The organism is Cytobacillus dafuensis (assembly GCF_007995155.1).
In the GTDB taxonomy this organism is placed as follows: Bacteria; Bacillota; Bacilli; order Bacillales; family Cytobacillaceae; genus Cytobacillus; species Cytobacillus dafuensis.
Genome location: NZ_CP042593.1, coordinates 1,728,710 through 1,753,832 on the forward strand (window position 1 = coordinate 1,728,710; position 25,123 = coordinate 1,753,832).

21 protein-coding genes and 1 other annotated feature are annotated in these 25,123 nt (G+C 35.8%); of the genes, 17 read left to right on the forward strand and 4 right to left on the reverse strand.

Features of this window, described 5'->3' with window-relative positions; all coding sequences use genetic code 11:
• Positions 1 to 223 precede the first annotated feature (223 nt).
• The 6 genes from FSZ17_RS08185 to FSZ17_RS08210 all read left to right on the forward strand — a co-directional run bounded on the left by FSZ17_RS08185 (position 224) and on the right by FSZ17_RS08210 (position 7,099).
• Positions 224 to 1,207 (forward strand): ABC transporter ATP-binding protein, encoded by a 984-nt coding sequence (locus FSZ17_RS08185; protein WP_057774223.1) that lies wholly within the window; start codon positions 224 to 226, stop codon positions 1,205 to 1,207.
• Positions 1,208 to 1,227: 20 nt separating this feature from the next.
• Positions 1,228 to 2,226: an ABC transporter ATP-binding protein gene (locus tag FSZ17_RS08190; RefSeq protein ID WP_057774836.1), complete on the forward strand. Its 999-nt coding sequence runs from the start codon at positions 1,228 to 1,230 to the stop codon at positions 2,224 to 2,226.
• Between the two features lie 142 nt (positions 2,227 to 2,368).
• A complete protein-coding gene (locus FSZ17_RS08195) occupies positions 2,369 to 4,039 on the forward strand; it encodes a peptide-binding protein (RefSeq protein ID WP_057774221.1) in 1,671 nt (556 codons plus the stop codon).
• A gap of 155 nt (positions 4,040 to 4,194) precedes the next feature.
• Entirely contained in the window at positions 4,195 to 5,145 is a 951-nt protein-coding gene (locus FSZ17_RS08200; RefSeq protein ID WP_057774219.1) for an ABC transporter permease, read from the forward strand.
• A 28-nt stretch (positions 5,146 to 5,173) separates the two neighbouring features.
• Positions 5,174 to 6,073: an oligopeptide ABC transporter permease gene (opp4C, locus tag FSZ17_RS08205; protein ID WP_057774833.1), complete on the forward strand. Its 900-nt coding sequence runs from the start codon at positions 5,174 to 5,176 to the stop codon at positions 6,071 to 6,073.
• A 279-nt stretch (positions 6,074 to 6,352) separates the two neighbouring features.
• Positions 6,353 to 7,099 carry a YjbA family protein gene (locus tag FSZ17_RS08210; protein ID WP_057774217.1) on the forward strand — a complete coding sequence of 249 codons (747 nt, stop codon included), beginning with the start codon at positions 6,353 to 6,355 and terminating at the stop codon, positions 7,097 to 7,099.
• Between the two features lie 114 nt (positions 7,100 to 7,213).
• Here the strand turns inward: FSZ17_RS08210 and trpS are convergent, their stop codons facing one another.
• Positions 7,214 to 8,203, reverse strand: coding sequence for a tryptophan--tRNA ligase (gene trpS, locus FSZ17_RS08215; protein ID WP_057774215.1), 990 nt, complete (start codon positions 8,201 to 8,203; stop codon positions 7,214 to 7,216).
• Positions 8,204 to 8,325: 122 nt separating this feature from the next.
• Positions 8,326 to 8,539, reverse strand: a binding site (T-box leader).
• A 604-nt stretch (positions 8,540 to 9,143) separates the two neighbouring features.
• Here trpS and FSZ17_RS08220 point away from each other — a divergent pair.
• The 5 genes from FSZ17_RS08220 to FSZ17_RS08240 all read left to right on the forward strand — a co-directional run bounded on the left by FSZ17_RS08220 (position 9,144) and on the right by FSZ17_RS08240 (position 14,757).
• The gene (locus tag FSZ17_RS08220; RefSeq protein ID WP_057774213.1) at positions 9,144 to 10,790 is read left to right on the forward strand and encodes a peptide ABC transporter substrate-binding protein; all 1,647 of its coding nucleotides are present in this window, start codon (positions 9,144 to 9,146) and stop codon (positions 10,788 to 10,790) included.
• A 92-nt stretch (positions 10,791 to 10,882) separates the two neighbouring features.
• Positions 10,883 to 11,818 (forward strand): ABC transporter permease, encoded by a 936-nt coding sequence (locus FSZ17_RS08225; protein WP_057774211.1) that lies wholly within the window; start codon positions 10,883 to 10,885, stop codon positions 11,816 to 11,818.
• Between the two features lie 3 nt (positions 11,819 to 11,821).
• On the forward strand, positions 11,822 to 12,739 hold the full coding sequence (locus tag FSZ17_RS08230) for an ABC transporter permease (protein ID WP_057774209.1): 918 nt from the start codon (positions 11,822 to 11,824) through the stop codon (positions 12,737 to 12,739).
• A gap of 12 nt (positions 12,740 to 12,751) precedes the next feature.
• Positions 12,752 to 13,819: an ABC transporter ATP-binding protein gene (locus FSZ17_RS08235; RefSeq protein WP_057774207.1), complete on the forward strand. Its 1,068-nt coding sequence runs from the start codon at positions 12,752 to 12,754 to the stop codon at positions 13,817 to 13,819.
• Positions 13,820 to 13,821: 2 nt separating this feature from the next.
• On the forward strand, positions 13,822 to 14,757 hold the full coding sequence (locus FSZ17_RS08240) for an ABC transporter ATP-binding protein (protein ID WP_057774205.1): 936 nt from the start codon (positions 13,822 to 13,824) through the stop codon (positions 14,755 to 14,757).
• A gap of 285 nt (positions 14,758 to 15,042) precedes the next feature.
• Here the strand turns inward: FSZ17_RS08240 and FSZ17_RS08245 are convergent, their stop codons facing one another.
• Positions 15,043 to 15,228: a hypothetical protein gene (locus FSZ17_RS08245; protein WP_057774204.1), complete on the reverse strand. Its 186-nt coding sequence runs from the start codon at positions 15,226 to 15,228 to the stop codon at positions 15,043 to 15,045.
• A 161-nt stretch (positions 15,229 to 15,389) separates the two neighbouring features.
• On the opposite strand from FSZ17_RS08245, the gene FSZ17_RS08250 reads away from it, so the two are divergent.
• The 6 genes from FSZ17_RS08250 (at position 15,390) to pepF (ending at position 23,082) form a co-directional block, all read left to right on the forward strand.
• Complete coding sequence (locus tag FSZ17_RS08250; RefSeq protein ID WP_057774202.1) at positions 15,390 to 15,968, forward strand: GNAT family N-acetyltransferase; 579 nt, start codon at positions 15,390 to 15,392, stop codon at positions 15,966 to 15,968.
• A 440-nt stretch (positions 15,969 to 16,408) separates the two neighbouring features.
• Positions 16,409 to 16,804 carry a transcriptional regulator SpxA gene (gene spxA, locus FSZ17_RS08255; protein WP_057774200.1) on the forward strand — a complete coding sequence of 132 codons (396 nt, stop codon included), beginning with the start codon at positions 16,409 to 16,411 and terminating at the stop codon, positions 16,802 to 16,804.
• Between the two features lie 260 nt (positions 16,805 to 17,064).
• On the forward strand, positions 17,065 to 17,730 hold the full coding sequence (gene mecA, locus FSZ17_RS08260; protein WP_057774198.1) for an adaptor protein MecA: 666 nt from the start codon (positions 17,065 to 17,067) through the stop codon (positions 17,728 to 17,730).
• Positions 17,731 to 17,833: 103 nt separating this feature from the next.
• Positions 17,834 to 19,351 carry a cardiolipin synthase gene (gene cls, locus FSZ17_RS08265; RefSeq protein WP_057774830.1) on the forward strand — a complete coding sequence of 506 codons (1,518 nt, stop codon included), beginning with the start codon at positions 17,834 to 17,836 and terminating at the stop codon, positions 19,349 to 19,351.
• A 352-nt stretch (positions 19,352 to 19,703) separates the two neighbouring features.
• Entirely contained in the window at positions 19,704 to 20,897 is a 1,194-nt protein-coding gene (locus FSZ17_RS08270; protein ID WP_057774196.1) for a competence protein CoiA, read from the forward strand.
• Positions 20,898 to 21,264: 367 nt separating this feature from the next.
• Positions 21,265 to 23,082, forward strand: coding sequence for an oligoendopeptidase F (gene pepF, locus FSZ17_RS08275; protein ID WP_057774194.1), 1,818 nt, complete (start codon positions 21,265 to 21,267; stop codon positions 23,080 to 23,082).
• Positions 23,083 to 23,565: 483 nt separating this feature from the next.
• On the opposite strand, the gene FSZ17_RS08280 is transcribed toward pepF, so the two are convergent.
• Both FSZ17_RS08280 and FSZ17_RS08285 read right to left on the reverse strand, forming a co-directional pair.
• Positions 23,566 to 24,453 (reverse strand): ClpXP adapter SpxH family protein, encoded by an 888-nt coding sequence (locus FSZ17_RS08280; RefSeq protein WP_057774192.1) that lies wholly within the window; start codon positions 24,451 to 24,453, stop codon positions 23,566 to 23,568.
• Positions 24,450 to 24,857: a globin domain-containing protein gene (locus tag FSZ17_RS08285; RefSeq protein ID WP_057774190.1), complete on the reverse strand. Its 408-nt coding sequence runs from the start codon at positions 24,855 to 24,857 to the stop codon at positions 24,450 to 24,452. Before FSZ17_RS08285 ends, FSZ17_RS08280 begins: the two co-directional genes overlap by 4 nt.
• Between the last annotated feature and the right edge of the window lie 266 nt (positions 24,858 to 25,123).

The window sequence follows — 25,123 nt, forward strand, 5'->3', positions numbered from 1 at the left end:
AAAAACTAGAATATTTTAAAAAATTCTTGAATTCGTAATCTTTCTGTAATAATATACAGATAAATAATCAATAAATTCCAATTAAGAAAATATTTTATAATTTTGTAAAAAGATATTTTCGAATATTATTAAGGCTCTTTTCAGATTTAATGAGTAATAGATTCTGATATAAAAGCGACAATTTGCGAAATAGCCATTATTTTTGAAATGAACGGAGGGCATTATGACAGCATTATTAGAAGTAAAAAACTTAAAAACATATTTTAAGAAGAAGAAAGTAAATATACCTGCCGTTGATGGTGTTGATTTGAAAATAAATAAAGGTGAAACAGTAGCACTTGTAGGGGAGTCAGGTTCTGGAAAAAGTATTACCTCCCTATCAATCATGCGTCTAATTCCTAGTCCGCCAGGGGAAATTGTTGACGGGGAAATTCTTTTCGATGGAAAAGACATCGTAAAGCTTACTGAAAATGATATGTGTAAAATCCGTGGAAATGATATATCGATGATCTTTCAAGAACCAATGACATCACTAAATCCTGTTTTGACGATAGGTGAGCAGATTATTGAAGTTCTCATGTATCACCAAAAAATGTCAAAGAGTACAGCTAGAAATCGAGCGATCGAAATGCTTGAATTAGTTGGGTTTTCTCGGGCGAAAGAGCTTATAGATGATTATCCTCACCGCCTTTCAGGAGGTATGAGACAGCGCGTTATGATTGCGATTGCAATGAGCTGTAATCCAAAGCTGCTAATTGCTGATGAGCCAACCACTGCACTCGATGTAACTATTCAAGCTCAAATACTAGATTTAATGAAAGATTTAAGTAAGAAATCTGATACATCCATCCTAATCATTACACATGATCTCGGTGTTGTTTCGGAAGTGGCCGATCGGGTTGTGGTTATGTATTGTGGCCAAGTAGTGGAGGAGGCATCAGTTGATGATTTATTTGATGAACCTCTACATCCGTATACCACAGGATTAATGGGATCCATTCCATCACTCGATGGCGATGTGGAACGCCTCTATTCTATTGAAGGTACAGTTCCACCACCAGAGCACTTCCCGGAAGGCTGCCGTTTCGCACCGCGCTGCCCGCATGCATTTGATCGTTGTCGAAATGAAGATCCTTCACTAATTACAATAAAAGGATCACGATCAGTCCGCTGCTTTTTACACGGTGATAAGGAGGCAAAAGTATGAGCGTAACAACAGCTGAAGGCATGAACGAGCAAGCATACAAAAAAGAATCAGACTATATATTAGAAGTGAAAGACTTAAAAAAACACTTTCCTATAAAAGCAGGCTTTTTACAGAGGACTGTTGGATCTATTAAAGCTGTTGATGGTTTAAGCTTTACCGTTAAAAGAGGAGAAACAATCGGGATCGTTGGTGAATCTGGCTGTGGAAAATCGACAGCTGGACGAACACTCATCCGGCTTTACGAACCAACTAGTGGAGAGATTATCTTTAAGGGCCGGAATATTGCGAAGATGAGTGAAGGTGAACTTCGTCGCTCAGTACGAAAAGACATTCAAATGGTTTTCCAGGATCCATATGCCTCTCTTAATCCGAGAAAAACATTGAAAGCTATATTAACCGAACCAATGATCACACATAGTTTATATGGGCAAAAAGAAAGGATGGAAAAGCTTAACGAACTAGTTGAAAAAGTAGGGTTTAATCCGTTATTCGTTAACCGCTATCCTCACGAGTTTTCAGGTGGACAAAGACAAAGGATTGGAATAGCACGTGCTCTAGCACTGAATCCAGATTTAATAATTGCGGATGAGCCTGTTTCCGCACTTGATGTATCCATCCAGGCCCAAATTATTAATTTAATGGAGGATTTACAGGAGGATTTAGGATTAACATATGTGTTTATCTCGCATGACTTAAGTGTTGTCCGTCATATTAGCGACAGGGTAGGGGTTATGTATTTAGGGAAAATGATGGAATTTGCCAGTAAAAAAGATTTGTATGAAGATCCACTGCATCCGTATACGCAGGCTCTTATGTCCGCTGTACCTGTTCCAAAGAAAAAAGGGGTACAGGCTAGAGAAAGAATTATCTTAAAAGGAGACTTACCAAGCCCGGCAAACCCGCCTCAAGGCTGTGTCTTCCATACTCGTTGCCCTGCAGCAACGGAAATATGCAGTCAAATGGTTCCAGAATATAAGGAATTAAAAAAGGATCATTTTGTTGCATGTCATTTATATTAACAATCTGTTATTAAATGCTCTTCATTTTTATGGAAAAAGGCATTTAGTATATAAAAATCTTTGAAGGGGGGCGGTGAATTCAGTAGTGCGTTCTCTGAAAAAAGGATTTTGATTTAACAAATAAACATAAGGGGGAAAATCAATGAAAAAACCAGCATGGTTGCTAATGAGTTTAATGCTAGTATTATCGATGTTTTTAGCCGCATGCTCCGGCGGAGGAAAAACAAATACGACTGAATCACCAAAAGATGGAACAAAAGGTACTGAAAAAGAAGAAGTAAAAAATGAAGGTCCTGTACAAGGTGGAGATCTTGTAATCGGTTCAACTGGAGCACCAACAATGTTCAATTCTTTATTTTCAAATGATGCTTCAAGCTCTGATATTGAAGATATGATTTTTAGTAGTTTAATGGGTTCGGACTTAGAATTCAACCCTGTTACTGAAGGTGGATTAGCCGAAACTTTTGAAGCTTCAGAAGACGGGAAAGAATTCACAATTAAAATTGTTGAAAATGCAAAATTCCATGATGGTGAGCCATTAGATGCTGATGACGTTGTATTTACATACAACATTCCATTAAGCCCAGACTATGATGGTGTACGTAAATCCTATTTCGAAAACATTGAAAAAGTAGAAAAAATTGATCAATACACAGTTAAATTTACGTTAAAGCAAGTAGATGTACAGTTCCCTGTTGTGAGCCTTGGATTTGGAATCCTTCCTGAACACATTTTAAAAGATGTACCGATCGCTGAAATGGGTGAACATGAATTTAATACAAAAAATCCTATTGGTTCTGGTCCATTTAAATTTTCTGAATGGAAAGACGGCGAGTATGTAAAGGTTGTTGCTAATGATGATTATTTTGATGGTCGACCATATTTAGATTCTGTTACTTACAAGCTTGTTCCAGATGCAAACGCAATCCTTGCTCAACTTCAAGCAGGTGACATCGATTATTATCCTGGTATTGCACAGCCTGATGTTCCAACAGTAGAAGGCTTTGCTGATGCAGCTGGTCTTCGTCTAGAATCAGGTTTAGCTCTTTCCTATACTTATCTTGCTTTCAACCAGCGAGACGATAAGTTCAAGGACAAAAAAGTCCGCCAAGCGATTACACATGCAATTGATCGTAAAGCAATCGTAGAAAATGTAATGGCTGGACTTGGTGAGGTTGCGCACGTTCCAGAAAGTCCATTAAGCTGGGCTTACAATCCAGATGTACCAAAGTTTGAATATGATGTAGAAAAAGCGAAGAAAATGTTAGAAGAAGCTGGCTGGAAGCCAGGTGCTGACGGCATCCTTGAAAAGGATGGTAAGAAATTCTCAGTAGAAGTTAAAACGAATCAAGGAAACAAAGTACGTGAAGATATCGTAGTTATTCTTCAACAGCAATTGAAAGAAGTTGGCATTGAAATTAAGCCACAAATCGTAGAATTCAGTTCTTTAATCGCTGATATCGACCCTGGTGTATGGAATTTTGAAGCTATCGTTTTAGGCTGGAGCTTAGGTGTTGATCCAGATCCAAGTGGTATTTTCCATACGAAAGAAATTGAAAAAGGTCTAAACTTTACTGGCTACTCAAATCCAGAAATTGACGTTCTAATGGATGAGCAGCTTAAAGAGCTTGACAAAAATAAGCGTAAAGAAATGATTGGAAAAATCCAAGCGCTTCTTGCTGAAGATCAACCATATACATTCTTATACTATCCGAAAGAATTCCGTGCATTGCCTAAGAATCTAGAAGGCTATGAATTCCATCCGAAAGACCAAATGTACAATATCGAAAAATGGTGGTTAAAGCCTGAATAATTGATAATTAATCATGGAAAAGTAAGGGATTGTATACCCTTCCCTTACTTTTTTATTCTTAATATTCTTACATTAATTACTGAAAATTCTACAGGTTACTTTTTATAGCCATGTATTTTAATAAACGCAAAATTTATTGAGAGGGAGAATAGACGATGGTCTCATACATTTTTAGACGAACACTAATGGCTATTCCCTTGTTGCTTGGAATTACCATATTATCCTTTGCCATTATAAAGGCTGCACCTGGGGGGCCGGTTGCCATGCTTATGGACCCGAAAATGAAGGCATCGGATAAGGAGAAATTTGAAGAAAAATATGGGTTGAACGATCCAATCCCTGTTCAATACTTCAAATGGCTTGGAAATATGGCAAAAGGCGATTTTGGGGAGTCTTTAATTAAACGAGGAACCCCTGTAAGTGAGCTAATTCTAAATAGGCTCCCAAATACTTTACTATTGATGACTGTTTCGTTTTTGCTTACTGTTTTAATTGCAATTCCAATTGGAATTTATTCAGCGATGCGACCCTACTCGCCACTTGATTATACGTTTACAGTCGGGTCATTCCTAGGGGTTGCAACACCAAGCTTTTGGTTTGGCTTAATATTAATTATGTTTTTCTCTGTAACACTAGGCTGGTTCCCAACAGGTGGAGTAGCGACATTGAATGCACCGTTTAGTCTATGGGATCGTATTCATCATTTGATTCTCCCGGCATTTGTTCTAGCAACAGCTGATTTGGCAGCACTAACACGCTATACGAGATCCTCGATGTTGGATGTTTTGAAGCAGGATTATATACGTACAGCCATGTCAAAAGGTTTTAAAGAGAAGAAAGTAGTAATTAAGCATGGAATACGCAATGGAATGATTCCAATTATCACACTTTTTGGTTTAATGCTTCCATCCTTTATTGGTGGAGCAGCCATTACAGAAAAGGTTTTTTCATGGCCAGGTCTTGGTCAATTGTTTATTGATTCTGCTTTTCAGCGCGACTATCCAGTTATAATGGCGCTTACTGTAATTTCAGCTGTATTTGTCGTTATTGGAAATTTACTTGCAGATATTTTGTACGCGATATTCGATCCGCGTATTGAATATTAAGGAGGGGTTATTAGTGTCACAAATCAATATGGAAGTATCGCAAAAAGATTTACGACTAAACCCCAATTTAAAAAGTAAACCAGATACATTAACGAGGATATTTTTTCAGAAATTTACGAAAAATAAGCTTGCTGTAATAGGATCCATTATATTATTTATTATCATCATGTCAGCAGTCCTTGCTCCTTGGATCGCACCATATAAATTTGAGGATATTAGTTTATTGGACAAGCTAAAACCGCCAAGCAAGGAGTATTGGCTTGGCACTGACCGTTATGGCAGGGATATTTTTACCAGACTTCTTTACGGTGGACGAATATCCTTACTTGTAGGTTTCTGTTCAGTTGCAGGTGCACTTGTTATTGGAGTGAGTGTCGGGGCAGTTGCAGGATACTTTGGCGGAATCGTTGATGCGATTTTAATGAGATTAGTAGATATTGTTATTTCTATTCCAAGTATCTTTTTATTAATCACTGTCGTTACTATCTTTAAACCAAGTGTGGCTAATTTAATTCTTATATTTGCTTTAATAAGCTGGACGTCTACCGCTCGTCTTGTGAGGGGGGAGTTCCTATCATTAAGATCTAGAGAGTTTGTTCTCGCATCAAAAACGATAGGGACGAAATCTTATAAAATAATCTTTAGTCATATTTTGCCTAATGCAATGGGTCCGATCATTGTATCAGCTACATTGCTAGTTGGTGGAGTTATTCTTTCAGAGGCGGCACTAAGTTATTTAGGACTAGGAATTCAACCTCCGACTCCAAGCTGGGGAAATATGCTTCAGGATGCTCAAAACTACACGGTTATGTTAACAGCGCCTTGGTATCCATTTTTCCCAGGGTTACTTATTCTCCTAACTGTATTATCCTTTAACTTTATTGGAGACGGACTTCGGGATGCTCTCGATCCAAAAACAATTGAATAAAATATTTCAAGAATTTTCTAACATGAGAAATTCATTATTTAAAACTACCTGTGGGGTATGAGTTCAAAATTTGATTCGTATTTAGGAATCATTTTCTGAACCATGTAGCCACAGGTTTTTTATTCTATAAAGCATAACCCTTGAAACACGAAATGTGTGATGCAAAATGGTGACCGAAACGCTTACGCTTTTCTTATTTCAACTTCTATTATAGGAATAATTTTACTGCCCACTGCCCATACTGAGTGACAAATAGTTTGTTGAAGTGGGGGTTTATAAATGTTATATCTTCATGATGTTTGGGTGAACTGGTTTGAAGGAGAAGAAAATGGATACAATGTTTGCCACTTTCATGAGTGGCGAAAGGATGATGGAGTAGAACTGCTTGACCAGGTACCGTTAGTAAAAATCGATCCCATTTTATTTCATTACATTGAAAATGATTTATCAGAGCTTCCTCAACAACTTTTAGATGATATTTTTCAAAAGGCGTATTTAAGGAAAAATCATGAACGTGTTCAAATGGAGTATTGTTTCGTTGTTTCAGATGGAAATGGAATACTTGCTGTTGATACAATTGGCTATAATATCCCGATTCGAAAAAGCAGACTTATCCCTCGTCAAGAGCAATTAGCCTATGAAATGCTAGAGAATCATGAATCGGTTTTTTATTCGTTTAATGATCAAAGGGGATTAAAGGATTTCCATATCTTATCACCTGCACCAGAACTTATGCATGGACTAACAAGAAAGGAAAGACAGCTAAAACAATTAATGTTTATGGCGCTTGACCAATTGTATTCTTCGAAGAATGTCGCTGAAGTTCGTTATTGGTACACAGAGTGGAGTCCAGAATTTTATTCAGATATCCAACAAATGGATATCGAGGAGGCTTGGCTTCAGCTTTTTGAAAAAAGCAAATATGGGTGGACAAGCAAGCACGAACAATTTTGCGAAAATTTAATAAAGGGACAGCCATTTTTTGAGAAGCTATGGGAAATGGAACATGGCCCAAAAGTAAATTAAATATCCCACTAATAAATTAAATCAAGTAAGAGGAAATCTACAAAATCATGTGTTTTTCCTTAATTAACAAAAAAAATCTATCACGTATGCGATAGATTTTTTTTACTTTCACTTTTATCTTCTTTTTCTTCCAAGACCCATGGCGTTTTCCATTTTCTTCAACATTTTATTTGCAACTTTTTGCGCTTTTTCTGCACCTTGATCAAGGATGTCATCAAGCTCGCTTGATTCCATGAGCTCAAAATATTTTTCTTGAATTGGTTTGATTTCATTAACTACAATTTCTGCTAAATCCGCTTTAAAATCTCCATATCCCTTTCCTTCATACATTTTTTCAATATCGGTAATTTCTTTTCCAGAAAAAATTGAATAGATAGAAAGAAGATTAGAGACACCTGGTTTGTTTTCTGTATCATACTTGACGATTCCCTCTGAATCTGTAACTGCACTTTTTATTTTCTTTTCGATTTGCTTAATATCATCTAAAAGAGTAATCGATGCTTTTTTATTTGGATCTGATTTGCTCATTTTTTTTGTTGGTTCTTGCAAAGACATAATACGCGCACCAACTTTAGGGATTCGAATTTCAGGAATGATGAAGATTTCACTATATTTTTTATTGAATCGCTCAGCTAAATCCCGAGTTAATTCAAGATGCTGTTTTTGATCTTCTCCAACCGGGACAAGGTCGGTACTATATAAAAGAATATCGGCAACCATTAATGGCGGATAAGTTAATAATGCAGCCGAAACAGCTTCTCTACCAGCAGATTTATCTTTAAATTGTGTCATTCTTTCGAGCTCGCCGATATAGGAAATGCATTGCATCATCCATCCTGCTTGTGCATGTGCAGGGACCTCAGATTGAATAAATAAAGTAACTTTTTCTGGGTCTATTCCTACTGCTAAATAAAGTGCAGCTAGACTGCGAATATTCTTCCTAAGCTCAAGTCGATCTTGAGGCACTGTGATGGCATGCTGATCAACAATGCAAAAATAACAATTGTATTCATTTTGCAGCTCAACAAACTGTTTTAGAGCACCGATATAGTTCCCCAGAGTTATGGTGCCACTAGGCTGAATGCCTGAAAAAATAGTTTTCATAATTTTCCTCCTTTAATTAAGAAAAGCGGCTGTCGCCTTAGAATAGAGAGCAGTTGATGTTTAGCAATAGACAAATAAAGTACCTTTAAAAGTAAACGCAAAAAAGACCATTCGTCCTAAAAAATAGGGACGAATGGTCCGCGTTGCCACCCTAATTACTCAAAAAATGAGTCACTCTGTTCCATACAAAAGCCATGGACCCTCTATAACGTGAGGTGACGTCTATAAACTAGATAGCTCAAAAGTCCATTCTATTTACCAGGTTACCTGTTCACACCACCCACAGACTCTCTTGAAACCTTAAGTAAATATACTCCTCTTCTTCATAGCCATTTGTATTAATTTTATTAAAAGTAATAATATAGCAACTTGGAGGAGAAATCAAGTGGAGTTACAGTTTAACACCAAATAACTATTTTCGGAAAATTAAAATAAAGATTATTATTCTTATTTTGTAAAAAAAGTCGAAAATAGGCGAAAAAAATATTTTTTTATTTGTCTAAAAACTCTTATTTCATAGGCATTTCTAGAAAAAGTGATTGCTAGATTACTATAATGCTTTTAAAAACCTACTTGCATAATCATTTTTTAGAAATTATAATAAACCTAACAAACAAATTCTTTACGAAATTGTGACAAAAATTACAATAGATTTACAGTATAACTTTGAGGTGTATTACTATACTAGAAAAGCAGGTTGTAAACTATCATAGAAAGAAAGATTCATACATATAATCTGATTAATTATCAGAATAGAACGGATAATCTTTCTATTAAGAGAATAACAACTTTCTTTTTTTTAATCTAATGTTTGTATGTCATTTTTTTATCCTAAATTGACAGACTATTTAAGCAATATACCCGGAGCGTACACTTGTATTTGTATGGTGACAATTCTAAAGTAACTGTTTGGTGAAAAAATACACAGGGGGTTGAAACCGTGAAGAAAAGATTATCGATCTTTTTTAGCATGTTGTTAGTACTTAGCATGTTCCTTGCAGCTTGCGGCGGCAAAGACAATGCTGACAGCGGTGAAAAAGGCGGAGAAAAAGACGCAGGAAAGTCTGATGTACCGCAAGAATTACGAGTAAATATCAATACTGAGCCACCATCTTTACATCCAGGACTAGCGAAAGATTCTACTTCTGGAACAGTTCTTCGTCAAACCTTCGAAGGTTTAACTCGTATTGAAGCTGATGGTAAGCCACATGAGGCTGCAGCAGAAAAAATCGAGGTTTCAGATGATCAAACAGTTTATACATTTACACTTCGTGATGCACAGTGGTCAAATGGTGATCCAGTAACTGCTAAAGACTTTGAATATGCTTGGAAATGGGCTTTAGATCCAAATAACCAATCTGAGTATGCATACCAACTTTATTATATTAAAGGTGGACAAGCTGCAAACAGTGGTGAAGGTTCATTGGATGATGTTGGAATTAAAGTTGTAGACGACAAAACACTTGAAGTTACACTTGAAAACCCAACTCCATTCTTCCTAGAGTTGACTGCTTTCTATACTTATCTTCCAATCAACAGCAAAATTGCTGAAGCAAATAAAGACTGGGCAAATGATGCTGGTGAAAACTACACTTCTAACGGACCTTTCGTAATGAAGGAATGGTCTCATAGTGATAAAATCGTCCTAGAAAAGAATGAAAAATACTGGGATGCTGATACAGTAAAATTAACTTCAATTGAAATGGTTATGATTAACGATCCAAACACAGAGTTATCAATGCTTGATAATGGCGAACTTGATTGGGCAGGTTCTCCAACAGGCACATTACCGACAGATGCAATGCAAGCTCTTAAAGACGAAGGTCGTTTAACAACTCAATCAATCGCAGGTATTTATAACTACAAATTCAACACAACTGTTGAGCCGTTCAATAACGTAAATATCCGTAAAGCATTTGCACATGCAATTAACCGTCAAGAAATTATTGACAACGTTGCTCAAGGTGAACAGCTTCCAGCAATGGCAATTGTACCGCCATCTATGTTCCCTGAGAGCGAAAAAGGCTATTTCCCTGATAACGATGTTGAAAAAGCAAAAGAATATTTACAAAAAGGTTTAGAAGAAATGGGTCTTAAAGATGTTTCTGAACTACCTCCTATTTCTCTTTCTTACAATACGTCTGAAGGACATCAAAAGATTGCACAAGCAATCCAAGATATGTGGAAAACGAACCTTGGTGTTGAAGTAACACTTGAAAACTCAGAATGGGCAGTATTTATCGATAAAATGCATTCACTTGATTATCAAGTTGGACGTATGGGTTGGTTAGGTGACTTTAACGATGCTATTAACTTCCTTGAAATGTACCGTGATGCTGATGGCGGTAACAATGATACAGGATGGGAAAGCAAAGAGTTCCAAGACTTACTAGCTAAATCTGCTACTGAAGGTGATCCAGAAGCTCGTCAACAAATCCTTAAAGATGCAGAGAAAGTATTAATGGATGATATGCCAGTAATGCCAATCTACTTCTATACTCAAAACTGGGTTAAAGTTGACAACTTAAAAGATGTTGTTGTAACTGGTCTTGGTGAAGTTCAATACAAATGGGCACATTTTGAATAAAAAATCTTGAAGACGAAAGGTATATAGGGGGGAGGACCTCCTGTATACCTTCGTTTCTGCTTTAGAGATGTATTAATTGGAGGTGTTTTACAATGGTGAAATATATTGGAAAGCGCTTGCTGTACATGATCATTTCCTTGTGGTTAATTGTGACAGCAACGTTTTTTTTCATGCGCATTGCACCAGGAAACCCGTTTACTTCTGAGAAAAAGCTGCCTCCCGAAATTGAAGCGAATTTAAATGCTCACTTTGGTTTAGATCAGCCGTGGTATGCTCAATATTGGGATTATCTTGTAAGAATATTAAACTGGGATTTTGGTCCGTCATTTAAATATAAATCTCAAACAGTTAATGACTTAATCAATGAAGGCTTCCCAGTATCGGCCATGCTTGGGGCAGAGGCTTTACTACTAGCTGTTTCTTTTGGAATACTTCTAGGAATTATCGCCGCATTAAAGCATAATAGATGGCCTGATTACACGGCTATGATTATAGCAGTATTAGGAATTTCTGTTCCATCCTTTATCATGGCAACCTTTTTGCAATATTTCCTTGCCATCAAAATGGGGCTATTCCCAGTAGCACGTTGGGAAACATTCATGCATACCATTCTTCCTGCACTAGCGCTGGCTGCAACTCCAATGGCATTTATCGCTCGTTTAACTCGTTCAAGTATGCTGGAAGTTTTAAGTAATGATTATATTAAAACAGCAAAAGCAAAAGGATTAAGTAGAGGAGTAATAACGGTTAAACACGCAATACGAAATGCACTTTTACCGGTTGTCACTTATATGGGCCCATTAACAGCTGGAATTTTAACAGGAAGCTTTGTAATTGAAAGAATTTTTGGGATTCCTGGCCTAGGTGCTCACTTTGTTACAAGTATTAATAATCGTGATTATACGGTAATAATGGGAGTAACCGTTTTCTATAGTATTCTATTGCTCGTATCTATTCTCCTTGTTGACATAGCATACGGATTCATCGACCCACGTATTAAACTTGCCGGTGGGAAGAAAGGAGAGTAATGAATCATGCAGATTTCGAAAGATAAATTTCAACTCGTTGGAGCAAAATATTCAGACGCTGAAAAAATTTCAAAGCCTAGTCTTTCGTTCTGGAAAGACGTTTTTATCCGCTTCCGAAAAAATAAGCTCGCTTTGGTTGGATTAGTCCTACTAGTTCTATTAATCATTATGGCGATCATTGGACCGCATCTATCAGGATATGATTATAGTACGAATGATTTAGCAAATAAAAATCAACCTCCTTCATCCGAACATTGGTTTGGTACTGACGATCTGGGGCGTGATGTTTTCACACGTACTTGGGAAGGTGCTCGAATTTCAATTTTTATCGGTGTTGCTGCTGCGTTAATTGATTTATTCATAGGGGTACTATGGGGTGGTATTGCTGGCTATAAAGGCGGTCGTACTGATGAAATGATGATGCGTTTTGCGGACGTTCTCTACGGTGTACCTTATTTATTACTTGTTATCTTATTAATGGTTGTATTAGGCCAAGGGCTTGGAACTATGATTCTTGCCATGACAATTACAGGATGGATCAATATGTCACGGATTGTACGTGGTCAAGTATTATCATTAAAAAATCAAGAATATGTTCTTGCTTCCAAAACTTTAGGTGCAAATACTAGCAGAATTATGGCAAGGCATTTAATTCCAAATGCAATGGCTCCAATTCTTGTTACCATGACTTTAACAATCCCAAGTGCAATTTTTACAGAATCTTTTTTAAGTTATTTAGGGTTAGGATTAACTCCGCCTCTTGCCAGCTGGGGTTCAATGGCTAGTGACGGACTTCCAGCACTACGCTACTATCCTTGGCGTTTATTCTTCCCAGCAACATTTATCTGTGTAACTATTTTTGCATTTAATGTAGTTGGAGACGGATTACGTGATGCTCTGGACCCAAGACTTCGTAAATAAGGGAGTGAGATTATGGAAAAAATTCTCGAAGTAAAAGATTTAGAAGTCTCATTCCAAACATATGGAGGATCCGTAAAAGCAGTTCGTGGTGTAAGCTTTGACCTTCATAAGGGTGAGACACTTGCCATTGTTGGCGAATCAGGATCAGGTAAGAGTGTTACTTCTCAGACGATCATGAAATTAATTCCAATGCCACCTGGTAAAATTACAGGCGGTCAAATTCTTTTTAACGGAGAAGATATTGTTCCAAAGACGGATAAACAAATGGAGAAAATCCGAGGAAAAGAAATTAGTATGATTTTCCAAGACCCAATGACATCTTTGAATCCTACGATGAAAGTGGGTTATCAGATTATGGAAGTTCTGATAAAACACCAAAATATGTCAAAGCAGGCTGCGAAAGCTCGTGCGGTAGAACTGCTTAGTCTTGTTGGTATTCCAATGCCTGAAAGGCGCGTAAATCAATATCCGCATGAATTTTCAGGTGGAATGAGACAGCGTGTAATGATTGCCATAGCGTTAGCTGCAAATCCAAAGCTATTAATTGCTGATGAGCCAACAACAGCTCTTGATGTAACGATTCAAGCACAAATTCTTGATTTAATGAAAGATTTACAGAACAAAATGGATACTTCCATTATCTTTATTACTCATGATCTAGGTGTTGTAGCAAATGTTGCAGATCGTGTAGCTGTTATGTACGCTGGACAAATTGTTGAAATGGGTACAGTTGATGAAATCTTCTATGATCCACGTCATCCTTACACATGGGGGCTTCTTGCATCCATGCCAAGCTTAGACAACGATGACAAAGCAGAGCTTGCTGCGATCCCTGGAACACCGCCAGACTTAACTAATCCTCCAAAGGGAGATGCATTTGCAGCGAGAAATAATTATGCTTTGGCAATTGACTTTGAAGAAGAGCCGCCAATGTACCAAATTTCTGAAACACATTTTGCAAAAACATGGCTTCTTCATCCGGATGCACCAAAGGTAGAGCCTCCAGATTCAGTTAAAAAACGGATGCGTCAATTATCCTCTGCGTTCAAGCAACCAGTACTTGTAAAGGAGGGTAACTAAACATGGCTGAAAAATTATTAGAAATAAAAAATTTAAAACAGCATTTCAATATTGGAAAGCCGAATATGGTAAAAGCTGTTGATGGAATTTCTTTTGATATTTATAAAGGTGAAACACTCGGCCTTGTTGGTGAATCGGGATGTGGAAAATCGACAACTGGACGGACAATTATTAGACTATATGATGCGACTGACGGCCAAGTCCTTTTCAACGGGGAAGACGTACATGGCAAGAAATCATCTAAAGAATTAAAGAAATTCAATCGTAAAATGCAAATGATTTTCCAAGACCCTTATGCTTCACTTAACCCGCGTATGACAGTAGCGGATATTATTGCTGAAGGCATTGATATTCACGGTTTAGCGAATAGCAAAACAGATCGAATGGGAAGAGTTTATGAACTATTGGAAACAGTCGGTTTAAATAAAGAGCATGCTAACCGTTACCCGCATGAGTTCTCTGGTGGCCAAAGACAGCGTATCGGCATTGCACGTGCACTTGCTGTTGAACCTGATTTCATCATTGCGGATGAGCCGATTTCTGCACTAGACGTTTCTATTCAGGCTCAGGTTGTTAACTTGATGAAAAAGCTACAGCGTGAAAAAGGGTTAACCTATCTCTTTATTGCCCATGACTTATCCATGGTTAAGTATATTAGTGATCGAATTGGGGTAATGTACTTTGGTAAGCTAGTTGAGCTTGCAACAGCAGAAGATTTATATAAAAATCCAATTCACCCATATACCCAATCGCTTTTATCAGCCATTCCACTTCCAGATCCTGATACTGAACGAACACGCAAGCGTAAATCCTATGATCCAAAGGTTCACAATTACAGTGAAAATGACAAGGTTGAAATGCGTGAAATTGCTCCAGGGCATTTTGTTTATTGTTCAGAAAAGGAAGCAAATCAATATAAAGCACAATATGTTAAATAATAAAAACGATCTCTTGAATGAGATCGTTTTTTCATTTTGGGATCGAATAATGAAGAAAAACTTCTTTTTCTTTAGTATTTGAAGAGGTTGATCCATGTTGAAAAAACAATTCTATACTTTTGTGCGATAACGTATTACTCTTTTAACATCATACACTATCCAAAAAGAAATTTCTATAAAAATTTCTACTAATATTACTTTTCTGAGTATTGGAAATGTCGTCGGTTTCATTTTTACAAAGAAAAAGAGACTGTTATATTCCAGTCTCTTTGGTTTAATTCAATTTTATTTCTTTTTTCCGCCAACATATTTCCAACCAGTTTGATATCTTGCAGATTGATCAACAAATTCATTTTTCTTTTTACCACCAAATAGCCTTTCACCAAGACCATTTGTAAAAACACCCAATGTTGCTGTTAGGCCAATAATTAGCAATGCAACAACCGTAAGATCAAATATGTATTCTTTCATCTTAACCCCCACTTTCCTTATTTCACAAAAAAAATTGTGATTCAGAAGCTATCCCCATATCCCTATTGTATTAGAAGTTATCATGTATTAAAAGGGGGAATCAGCGAAATACTTTATTAATAAGAACTTTTTAATACTGGATGAAGAAGGAGAAGTCATCTATGCACTGGTATGAAAAATTAAATCAATATTTTCCAATTGAAGAAATGAAATCAAAAGAACATATGGAGACATTATTAAAGGAACAGCCAGGGATTTATCAAAAAGATGAAGGACCTTATCATGTTCTCATGTATGCCGAGTTTGATTATTTTATTTTTATAGATTATTTATTCGTCTCGAAAGAATCAAGGGGCCAAGGATTAGGACATAAATTGATTGATAAGCTGAAGAAAAAGGAAAAACCAATTATTTTAGAAGTTGAGCCTATTAATTATGAAGACACCGATACAGAAAAAAGACTCCATTTTTATAAACGAGAAGGATTTGAGCATGCGCAGGCAATTGGATATAAGAGACGTTCTCTTGCTACTAAAGAAATAAATGAAATGGAAATACTTTATTGGGCACCAAATAATGAAAGTGAAGAATTAATATTTACGGCAATGAAAAAAACTTATGAATCTATACATACTTATCGTGATGTCCATTTTTATGGCGAAGCTTATCAGCCTGTTGAGGAAGTGCTCACCTATGAAGAAGACAGTAATAATCAAAATATTTTAGATCAACTATCATAAGGGTTTTTATCTTTTTTTCAATAACATGATAATAATTGAGAAAAAAAAGGATATAAAAAAATGAAGAGTTAGATATTTTATAAAAAAAAGGTGATGGACTCTTTCATAAAAAGGTGCTCTAAAATTAAAAAGGATGTCAACTATATTGTGAACAATTTGTGAATCAAAAAAATAATAAAGATTTAATGAAACTTTTCATGGTTTCATTCGTCTTATATACTAGAGTTGCCAGAATTATCATTTGTTTAATGAATATTTAAGGCTTTAATCTATTTTAAAAAGATATACCAAAACTGATTTTCTTGGTGTATAATCATGAATATAAAATTACTTATTTATAGTAATTTTAATTTAAGATTAGCTCATATGTTCATATTTAAACAAATAAAAATCAAAAGATTTGATTATATGTCTAAATTTTAAGGGAGTGAATTTGTAAAATGGTTACATTATACACTTCACCAAGTTGTACTTCATGCAGAAAAGCAAAGTTATGGTTGGAAGAACATGATATTGCCTATAAAGAAAGAAATATATTTTCTGAGCCTTTGACAATCGATGAAATAAAAGCCATTCTACGTATGACGGAAGATGGTACGGATGAGATTATATCTACGCGTTCTAAGATTTTCCAAAAACTTGATGTAAATTTGGAATCTATGCCACTTCAAGATTTATTTGAGTTAATCAAAAAAAATCCTGGCTTACTTCGCCGTCCAATCATTATTGATGAGAAGAGGCTACAAGTAGGTTATAATGAAGATGAAATTCGAAGATTTCTTCCAAGGAAAGTTCGTACATTTCAACTTCGTGAAGCTCAGCGCTTAGTTAATTAAAAAAAGAGACCTTCTTTCTTTGGAAGAAGGTCTTTTTAAATCTGGAAATCCGAATAGGCAAATAATGGTTTTTTAAAAGTTGTGACATTTTAATTCCCTTTATTGTCATTTTGTCATAAAATAAAAGTACAAGGTACAATATAAATTACCTTCTCAATTTAAGGAATATACTGTCATTTATATGGAATCATAGATAACAGATATGAATTAATAAGGGTATATTTGTCCCTTCAACCAACTCCAGAAGGGAGAGGTGTAAAATGGAAATAGAAAGAATCAATGACAACACAGTAAAGTTTTATATTTCTTACGTTGATATAGAAGAACGAGGCTTTGAGCGCGATGAAATTTGGTATAACCGCGAACGAAGCGAGGAGCTTTTTTGGGAAATGATGGAGGAGGTCCACGATGAAGAGGAATTCACTGTGGAAGGACCTCTATGGATACAGGTTCAAGCTCTAGATAAAGGATTAGAGATATTGGTTACGAAGGCTCAGCTTTCTAAGGATGGAAACAAATTCGAGTTGCCTATTCCAAATGAAAAATTAAAAGATATACCTGTCGATGAACGTATTGAAGAGCTGTTAGATCAGCATTTCAATCCTGAATCAGAGGATAATGAATTAGATTATGAGGAAAATCTTGACTTCCTTTTGACATTTAAGGATTTTGAAGACGTCATCTTATTATCAAAACAACATGGATTAGACAATATTCCAACCAAATTATTTTCTTTTGAGGGAAAATATTATCTATTTGTCGAATTTCCAGAAGAGCTATTTGCTGAAGAGGATATTGATAATTTATTATCGTTATTATTGGAATATGGAATTGAAACTCAAGTAACGATTCATCGTGTTGAGGAATATGGAAACTTAATCATCGCTGAGGATGTATTTGAAAAATTAAGAAGTTATTTTAATTAGAAAATCCGATTTCAGTGTTGAAATCGGATTTTCTATGGATAATGAAACGATTCAAATCGACTCAAAGAAAATCATAAGGGTTGCCGCTATGGCAGGTGAAAGTGTGAAAAATACAGTCAGAATTATTATTTTTATCTTTTTAATGGCCGGAATAATTTTTCTTTACGACCATTTTACCATGTTAACAGGGGATTATTTAGGATTTTTTAGTATTTTAATGTCATTGTCGGTGATTTTTATTGGTTTTGTCATTTTCCTTGAAAATCGCCATCCCGCACAAACATTAACATGGATCGTTGTTTTAGGGAGTTTACCTTTAGTAGGGTTTATTTTCTACCTTTTATTTGGCCGAAATTATCGGAAAGAAAAAATGTATAGACGTAAATATTTTCTTGATAAACAGGCTTTTTTAAGAGTAGAAGGCGAAATAGATCCTTCAAATGAGGAAAAAATATCTCAAATGGCAGACCATCAGCGGAAGCTGTTTTATTTGGCACAGAATTTAGGGAATAGTCCAATTTCATTTGCCACACAAACGAAGGTTTTAACAAATGGAGACGAGACCTTCCAACAAATATTAGAAGCATTAAAAAAAGCAAGCCATCATATACACTTAGAATATTATATTGTTCGACATGACGAAATTGGTCAAGAAATAAAGGACATCTTAATTCAAAAAGCAAAAGAAGGAGTAAAGGTGAGATTCCTATATGATGCGGTAGGGTCTTTTCAGCTGTCGAAGAACTTTATTGTTGAACTAAGGCAAGCTGGGGTAGAAATTGTTCCGTTTGGCCCTGTTCGCCTTCCTTTTCTTAGCAGTAAAATTAATTTCCGAAATCATCGTAAAATCATTGTCATTGATGGAAGCGTAGGATTTGTAGGGGGCTTAAACATAGGTGATGAATATTTAGGCAGAGATGAAAGCTTTGGCTTCTGGAGAGATACTCATATGGAAATGAAAGGGGAAGCAGTTAGAACCCTTCAGCTTATTTTCCTTCAAGATTGGTATTATATGACAGACCAAAATATATTAACTGCAGATTATTTATCTCCAGATTTGGAAGAAAACAATCATGGCGGAGTTCAGTTAATTGCTGGAGGTCCAGATACTGAATGGAGCGTCATAAAGAATATTTTCTTTTCTATGATCACTTCAGCCCAAAAATCAGTTTGGATTGCATCTCCGTATTTTATTCCGGATGAAGATATCTTCTCTGCATTAAAAATTGCAGCCCTTAGTGGAATAGATGTCAAGCTGTTAATGCCGCAAAGACCAGATAAGAAAATTGTCTTTTATGCATCACGTTCCTATTTTCCTGAAATGTTAGAAGCTGGTGTAAAAATCTATGAGTATGAAAAAGGATTTATGCACAGCAAAATTATCATCGTGGATGAAGAGCTAGCATCAATTGGAACGTCAAATATGGATATGAGAAGCTTTCATTTAAATTTTGAGGTAAATGCATTCTTATATCGGACAAGAAGTACACAAAAGCTTGTACATGAATATATGAATGATCTTCAAAATTCCAAGCAAATTGATTTAGAGCATTTTAAGGAAAGACATATTGGTTATCGGATTATCGAATCTACGTCAAGGCTTTTTTCGCCATTCTTATAGAAACCTAGTCTAAAACAGGCTAGGTTTTTTCTTTAGGCTCTTTTCGCATACTTTCAAATTTTGCCCGTTGATTTCCGCTGCGGTCACTTGCTTTCCGCGGGGAGAGACGTGAGCCTCCTCGGCGCTAAGGCCTGTGGGGTCTCACGCTTCCCTCCATTCCCGCAGGAGTCAAGTGCCCTCCGCTCCAATCAACTCAGATAGTTAAATAAAAATTGCATTAAAAACAACAAACTTTACGAAAACAGCCTTTCTTTATTATTAGTAATAATACTTTTGAAATTAATTGTTCGACAAAATAAAGGATTATCATTGTTTATGACGAAATACACATCGTATGAAAGGAGATGATTTTTTGCTTGTTTCAAAAACAAAGCATGGTGATTGGTTTAGTTTAACAAGTATTCGAAACGGTGAGAGATTAAAAGAAATAAGGAAAAAGGAAAGCTTTTATTGTCCAGAATGCGAAGAAGAAGTCATTCTTAAAATCGGCTCCAAAAGAATACCGCATTTTGCTCATAAGAAAGATGCCAGTTGCTCTGAAAGTTATGAGAGAGAATCAGAATATCATTTAAAGGGGAAGCTCAGATTGTTTGAATGGCTGAATTCACTTGGACTTACACCTCAACTTGAGCCATTTTATAAAGAGATATCCCAGCGTCCGGATGTTGGATTCATGCACAATGGAGTCCATTATGCCATTGAATTTCAATGCTCGGTTATTCCAGAAGAATTGTTTGTCAAAAGAACGGAAAATTATTATAAAGCAGAAATTTTACCTATATGGATCATGGCAGGGAAAAATATTAAACGAAAAGGGAATTATCGAACAGAGCTAACAGGTTTTGATTATTTATTTTTATCAAAGAACGATTCAGAAAAATGGATACTACCCGCATTTTGCCCCGTCACGAATACCCTCATTATCGTAAATCATATCCTACCCATTTCAGTAAAAAATTCTATTGCCCAATTTTCTGTTATGGATATAAACACTGCCTCCCTAGCTAATTTAATTCAACCTAATTGTAGCCGGTTATTTAATATTGAGGATTGGCAAAGAGAAATTAGAAAAGCGAAAAATATCACTTTATCCCTCTACGGATCTCATCAGAATAAATTTCTCCAAGAGCTATATACTCATTCATTAATACCTTCTCTTCTCCCGCCAGAAATTGGATTACCTGTTAAACATGCACCCTTAATTGAAACACCAGCTATCGTGTGGCAAAGTTATTTGTATATGGACTTACTAAGCCATAAACAGTGCTTTTCTCTACATGAAATCCATCGTTCATTTTTTAGAAGAGTGAGTAAAAAGGATGTAAAAATAAGAAATCTTCCTCTAAATCGAAATGGTGATGTATTCGCAGCTGTTAAAGAGTATATTGATTTGCTCGTAAAAACAAATAGATTGGATAATGTAAATCACGATTTTTTCAAAAAAGATATTCCAATAACAATACAAGATAATCAAGTGAAGCAAGTTGAAATGGAAAGAGAATTTTATCAGAAATATGGAAAAATAATAATGGAAAACTTAAAATAACGATCTTTATCGCAGATTAACGGGCAGTAAGACCCCGCTTCAAGGTTGCGAGAGAATCAAAGAAACCTAAGTGGGGGATCAACTGCCCGTAAAGGCCCGACAACGGACACGATGTCCTAGTCAGGCGAAAGCCACAGGACGTGGCGTTTTGAGCGTGATTGGTTCAACTAACCATAAGTGGGGGATGAAAGAAAACCCCCACTTATGGAAGTTTCACCTTATTGGGCAATAGTATTACATTAAAAGCTTGGGTATGATAAAGAGGAAATAAAAAATTGTATGAATATAGAAGGAAATTAACGTAAAAAATCGAATAAATATGTATGATTTATTCGAAAGTCGAAATTGTTTATTGGAGGATGAAGGAATGGGAAACGAAACAGCAGTTAAAAAACTTCCTAGCAGAAGTGAAATCGCAGTTGAGGATACATGGAGGCTTGAGGATATATTTTCGAACGATGAGGCTTGGGAAAAAGAATATAATGATGTGAACGGATTAATTCCAGGTGCAAAAGAATTTCAGAGCAAGCTTGGGGAAAGTGCTGATTTATTATTCGAAGCACTTCAATATCAAGATCATCTTTTAGAACGCCTTGGTAAGCTCTATACATATGCTCATATGAGATATGATCAAGACACGACGAATTCTTTTTACCAAGGGATGGATAGTCGGATAAAAAATTTATACGCACAGGCAGCAAGCGGTTTAGCCTATATTGTGCCAGAAATTCTAGCTGTAGATGAAGAGAAGATTAATGGATTTCTAGAAGAAAATAATGAGCTAAAGCTATATAAGCAGTCATTAGAGGAAATTAATCTTCAGCGTCCACATGTGTTATCAGCTGAACAGGAGGCATTACTTGCTCAAGCTTCTGAAGTATTTGATGCTTCAAGCAATACATTTGGAATGCTAAATAATGCTGATCTTGAATTCCCCACTATTAAGGATGAGAATGGAGAGGAAGTAGAAGTTACTCATGGTCGCTACAGTCGATTCCTTGAAAGTGATGACCAAAGAGTACGGCATGATGCTTTCAAAGCTGTATATGACACATACGGAAAATTTCGCAATACATTTGCAAGTACATTAGGCGGAAACGTAAAAAAGAATAATTTCAATGCAAAAATTAGGAACTATCAATCAGCACGCCATTCAGCATTATCGGCAAACGATATTCCTGAATCGGTGTATGATAACCTTGTAAAAACAGTTAATGATCATTTACATTTATTGCACCGATATATAAAACTTCGCAAAAAAGTACTCGGTATACAAGAACTTCACATGTACGATCTTTATACGCCTCTTGTAAAAGATGTCAAAATGGAAATTAAATATGAAGAAGCGAAGGATATTATACTAAAAGGTTTGGCACCACTGGGTGAGGATTATTTAAATGTGTTAAAAGAAGGCTTTGAAAACCGATGGGTAGATGTTCATGAAAATAAAGGGAAGCGAAGCGGAGCATATTCATCAGGTGCTTATGGAACAAATCCATTCATACTAATGAATTGGCAGGATAATGTTAATAATCTTTTCACACTTGCTCATGAATTTGGTCATTCCGTGCATAGCTATTACACACGAAAGTTTCAACCTTATCCATATGGAAATTATTCTATTTTCGTTGCTGAGGTTGCATCAACATGCAATGAATCACTTTTAAACGATTATTTATTGAAAACAATTGATGACGATAAAAAGAGACTATTTTTACTAAACCATTACCTAGAAGGCTTTAGAGGTACAGTTTTCCGCCAAACGATGTTTGCGGAATTTGAGCATATGATCCATCAAAAGGCACAAAATAATGAAGCTATAACCGCTGAAGCATTAACAAATGACTATTATGAGCTCAATAAGAAGTATTTTGGTGAAGAGAATCTTGTTATTGATGAAGAAATTGGTTTAGAGTGGTCTAGAATTCCTCATTTCTATTACAACTATTATGTTTATCAATATGCAACTGGCTTTAGTGCAGCAACTGCATTAAGTAAACAAATTTTAGAAGAAGGGCAGCCTGCAGTTGATCGTTATATTGAGTTCTTGAAATCTGGCAGCTCTGATTACCCAATTGAAGTGTTAAAGAAAGCTGGAGTCGATATGACAAGCTCTAAGGCAATTGAGGATGCGTGTAAAGTATTTGAAGAAAAGCTTGATGAAATGGAAAAACTGTTAGGGTAAGAAAAAGGGGAGAATGGAATTAATTCCGTTCTCCCTTTAATATCCCTTAAATTTTTTCCTGTCATTCACTGATATCATAAAAATCAAAAGTGAAAGAAACAAAAGAGGAGAACTTATTATGATTGGAAAAATGTCCATTAGTGCAAAGAAATTTAGAATAAAGGAGAAAACAATAAAGATTAGCATAAGAATAAAAGGAAGCCTATGCACTTGAATATCCTCCGAAATGAATACTTTACATCATTATATTCATTTTTCCTGCTGATATGTTTTGTATTTGACAATATTGTGAAATAACACACAAACTTATTGTTTGTGATATTTTTTCATGTTATATTACAGTCATGAAGTTGATCACAAACAAACACTTACCCCTTGTTTGACCGTGAAAAATTTCTCCCATCCCCTTTTTTTTCGTGTATAGAAGAAAGACCATGCTATTTAATTTAGCATGGTCTTTCTATTTATGAATTAAAAATAAGTTCAAGTCAGTTCGGAAGGATTATATTTCCAAAAAACGCCATATTTTACTGGGATCTGTTCTACTACTTGTTTTAATTGCAACTTCTTCATTTCCAGGTCTACTTCATTTAAGGACATATTATAAACGACAGCAATTTCTTTTGATGCAACAAATTTAAAATGTTGTAGAAATAATTCTAAAGGTGGTGGTGAGGATCGTTCTGGCTTTTCCATAAGCATTTCTTCTAAAATTTGTACATAAACTTCATATGGATAATACCCTGTAATTTTTATACCTTCATCTTCAATATTTTCATTAAAAAAGACGAGTGTAGGAATTTCGTGAACATCCATTTCAGAAGTGATTTTTAAATCACATTGTAAAGCTTTTCCGGCACTATCAGAATGGATATCATTAATAAATTCTGCTACATCTAAACCAATACTTATGGCACATTCCTTTAAAACTTCAAAGCTAGATACATTTTGCTTTTCTAGAAATAATACTTCTTGTAATTTTCTTAAAAAGCGGATTCCAGCTCTTCTTCCTTGTAATTCAGCTGCCTTTATTGCAACAGAAGCAAGATGAGGAGAAGAAATTGGATTTTCAAACCAAAGACTGCCATCACAGGACATTCCAGAGCGGCTCGCGGTTTTTTCCCAAAGCTCAGCAATGCTATCATAGCTTTGCTTTCTGCCGATATTTAATGTTGCCAGTCTTCCACTTAAGACATGTTTAATGGTAAAATATCGCCCATACTCAATCATAAGCTTTTTGATAATGGGTTCTAGAGCCCAGCAATCTGGACAAAGAGGGTCAATGAACATGTACAATTCAAGCGGCTTTTTCTCACTGCCATGACAATGAGGTGATGTAGACTTTAATTCGAATGATTCCTGATTGTTCACAAGTTCTCACCTTTCATCAATTCATTTTCAGATGTGTTAATCATATGCTGTGCTGTTAAAAAGAGTCTGGAATAAAAGTCTTCTCTAACTTGCCCATCAAGTCCAACTTCATCCATTGCTTCTTTCATACATAAAAGCCATGCTCTTGCTCTAGTCTCTGTTATTTCAAAAGGCATATGTCGGGCACGTAGCATGGGATGGCCATGCTCAGATGTATATAAAGGTGGTCCTCCTAGATACTGAGTCAAAAATTGTTTTTGCTTTCTGGCTGTTTCCGTTAAATCACTTGGAAAAATTGGAGCGAGATCAGGATGTTGCCCCACGCGATGATAAAATTTTTCTACAAGAAGATGAAGTGCTTCCTCTCCGATCGCGTCGAAAGGTGTATGCATTTTCTCGACCATTAATAAATTCTCCCTTATATACATTATATTAATCAATTTCTCCAGCTTCAAATAATCTGGAATCTCTTACATTCTATCAATGTGCGATTTATATCTCAAACAAATAGCTCTATAAAAATTCATGAAGGCTTAAATAAGCTATTTTCAGCAGCAAAAAAAGGCTGTCCCAAAAGCAAAGGTGTCAGGCTCCACGAACAATATCTAGAATCAAAAAGTTAGTCGGATTCTAGATATAGTGCATTAAGTGGATGCCAGACACCTTATAG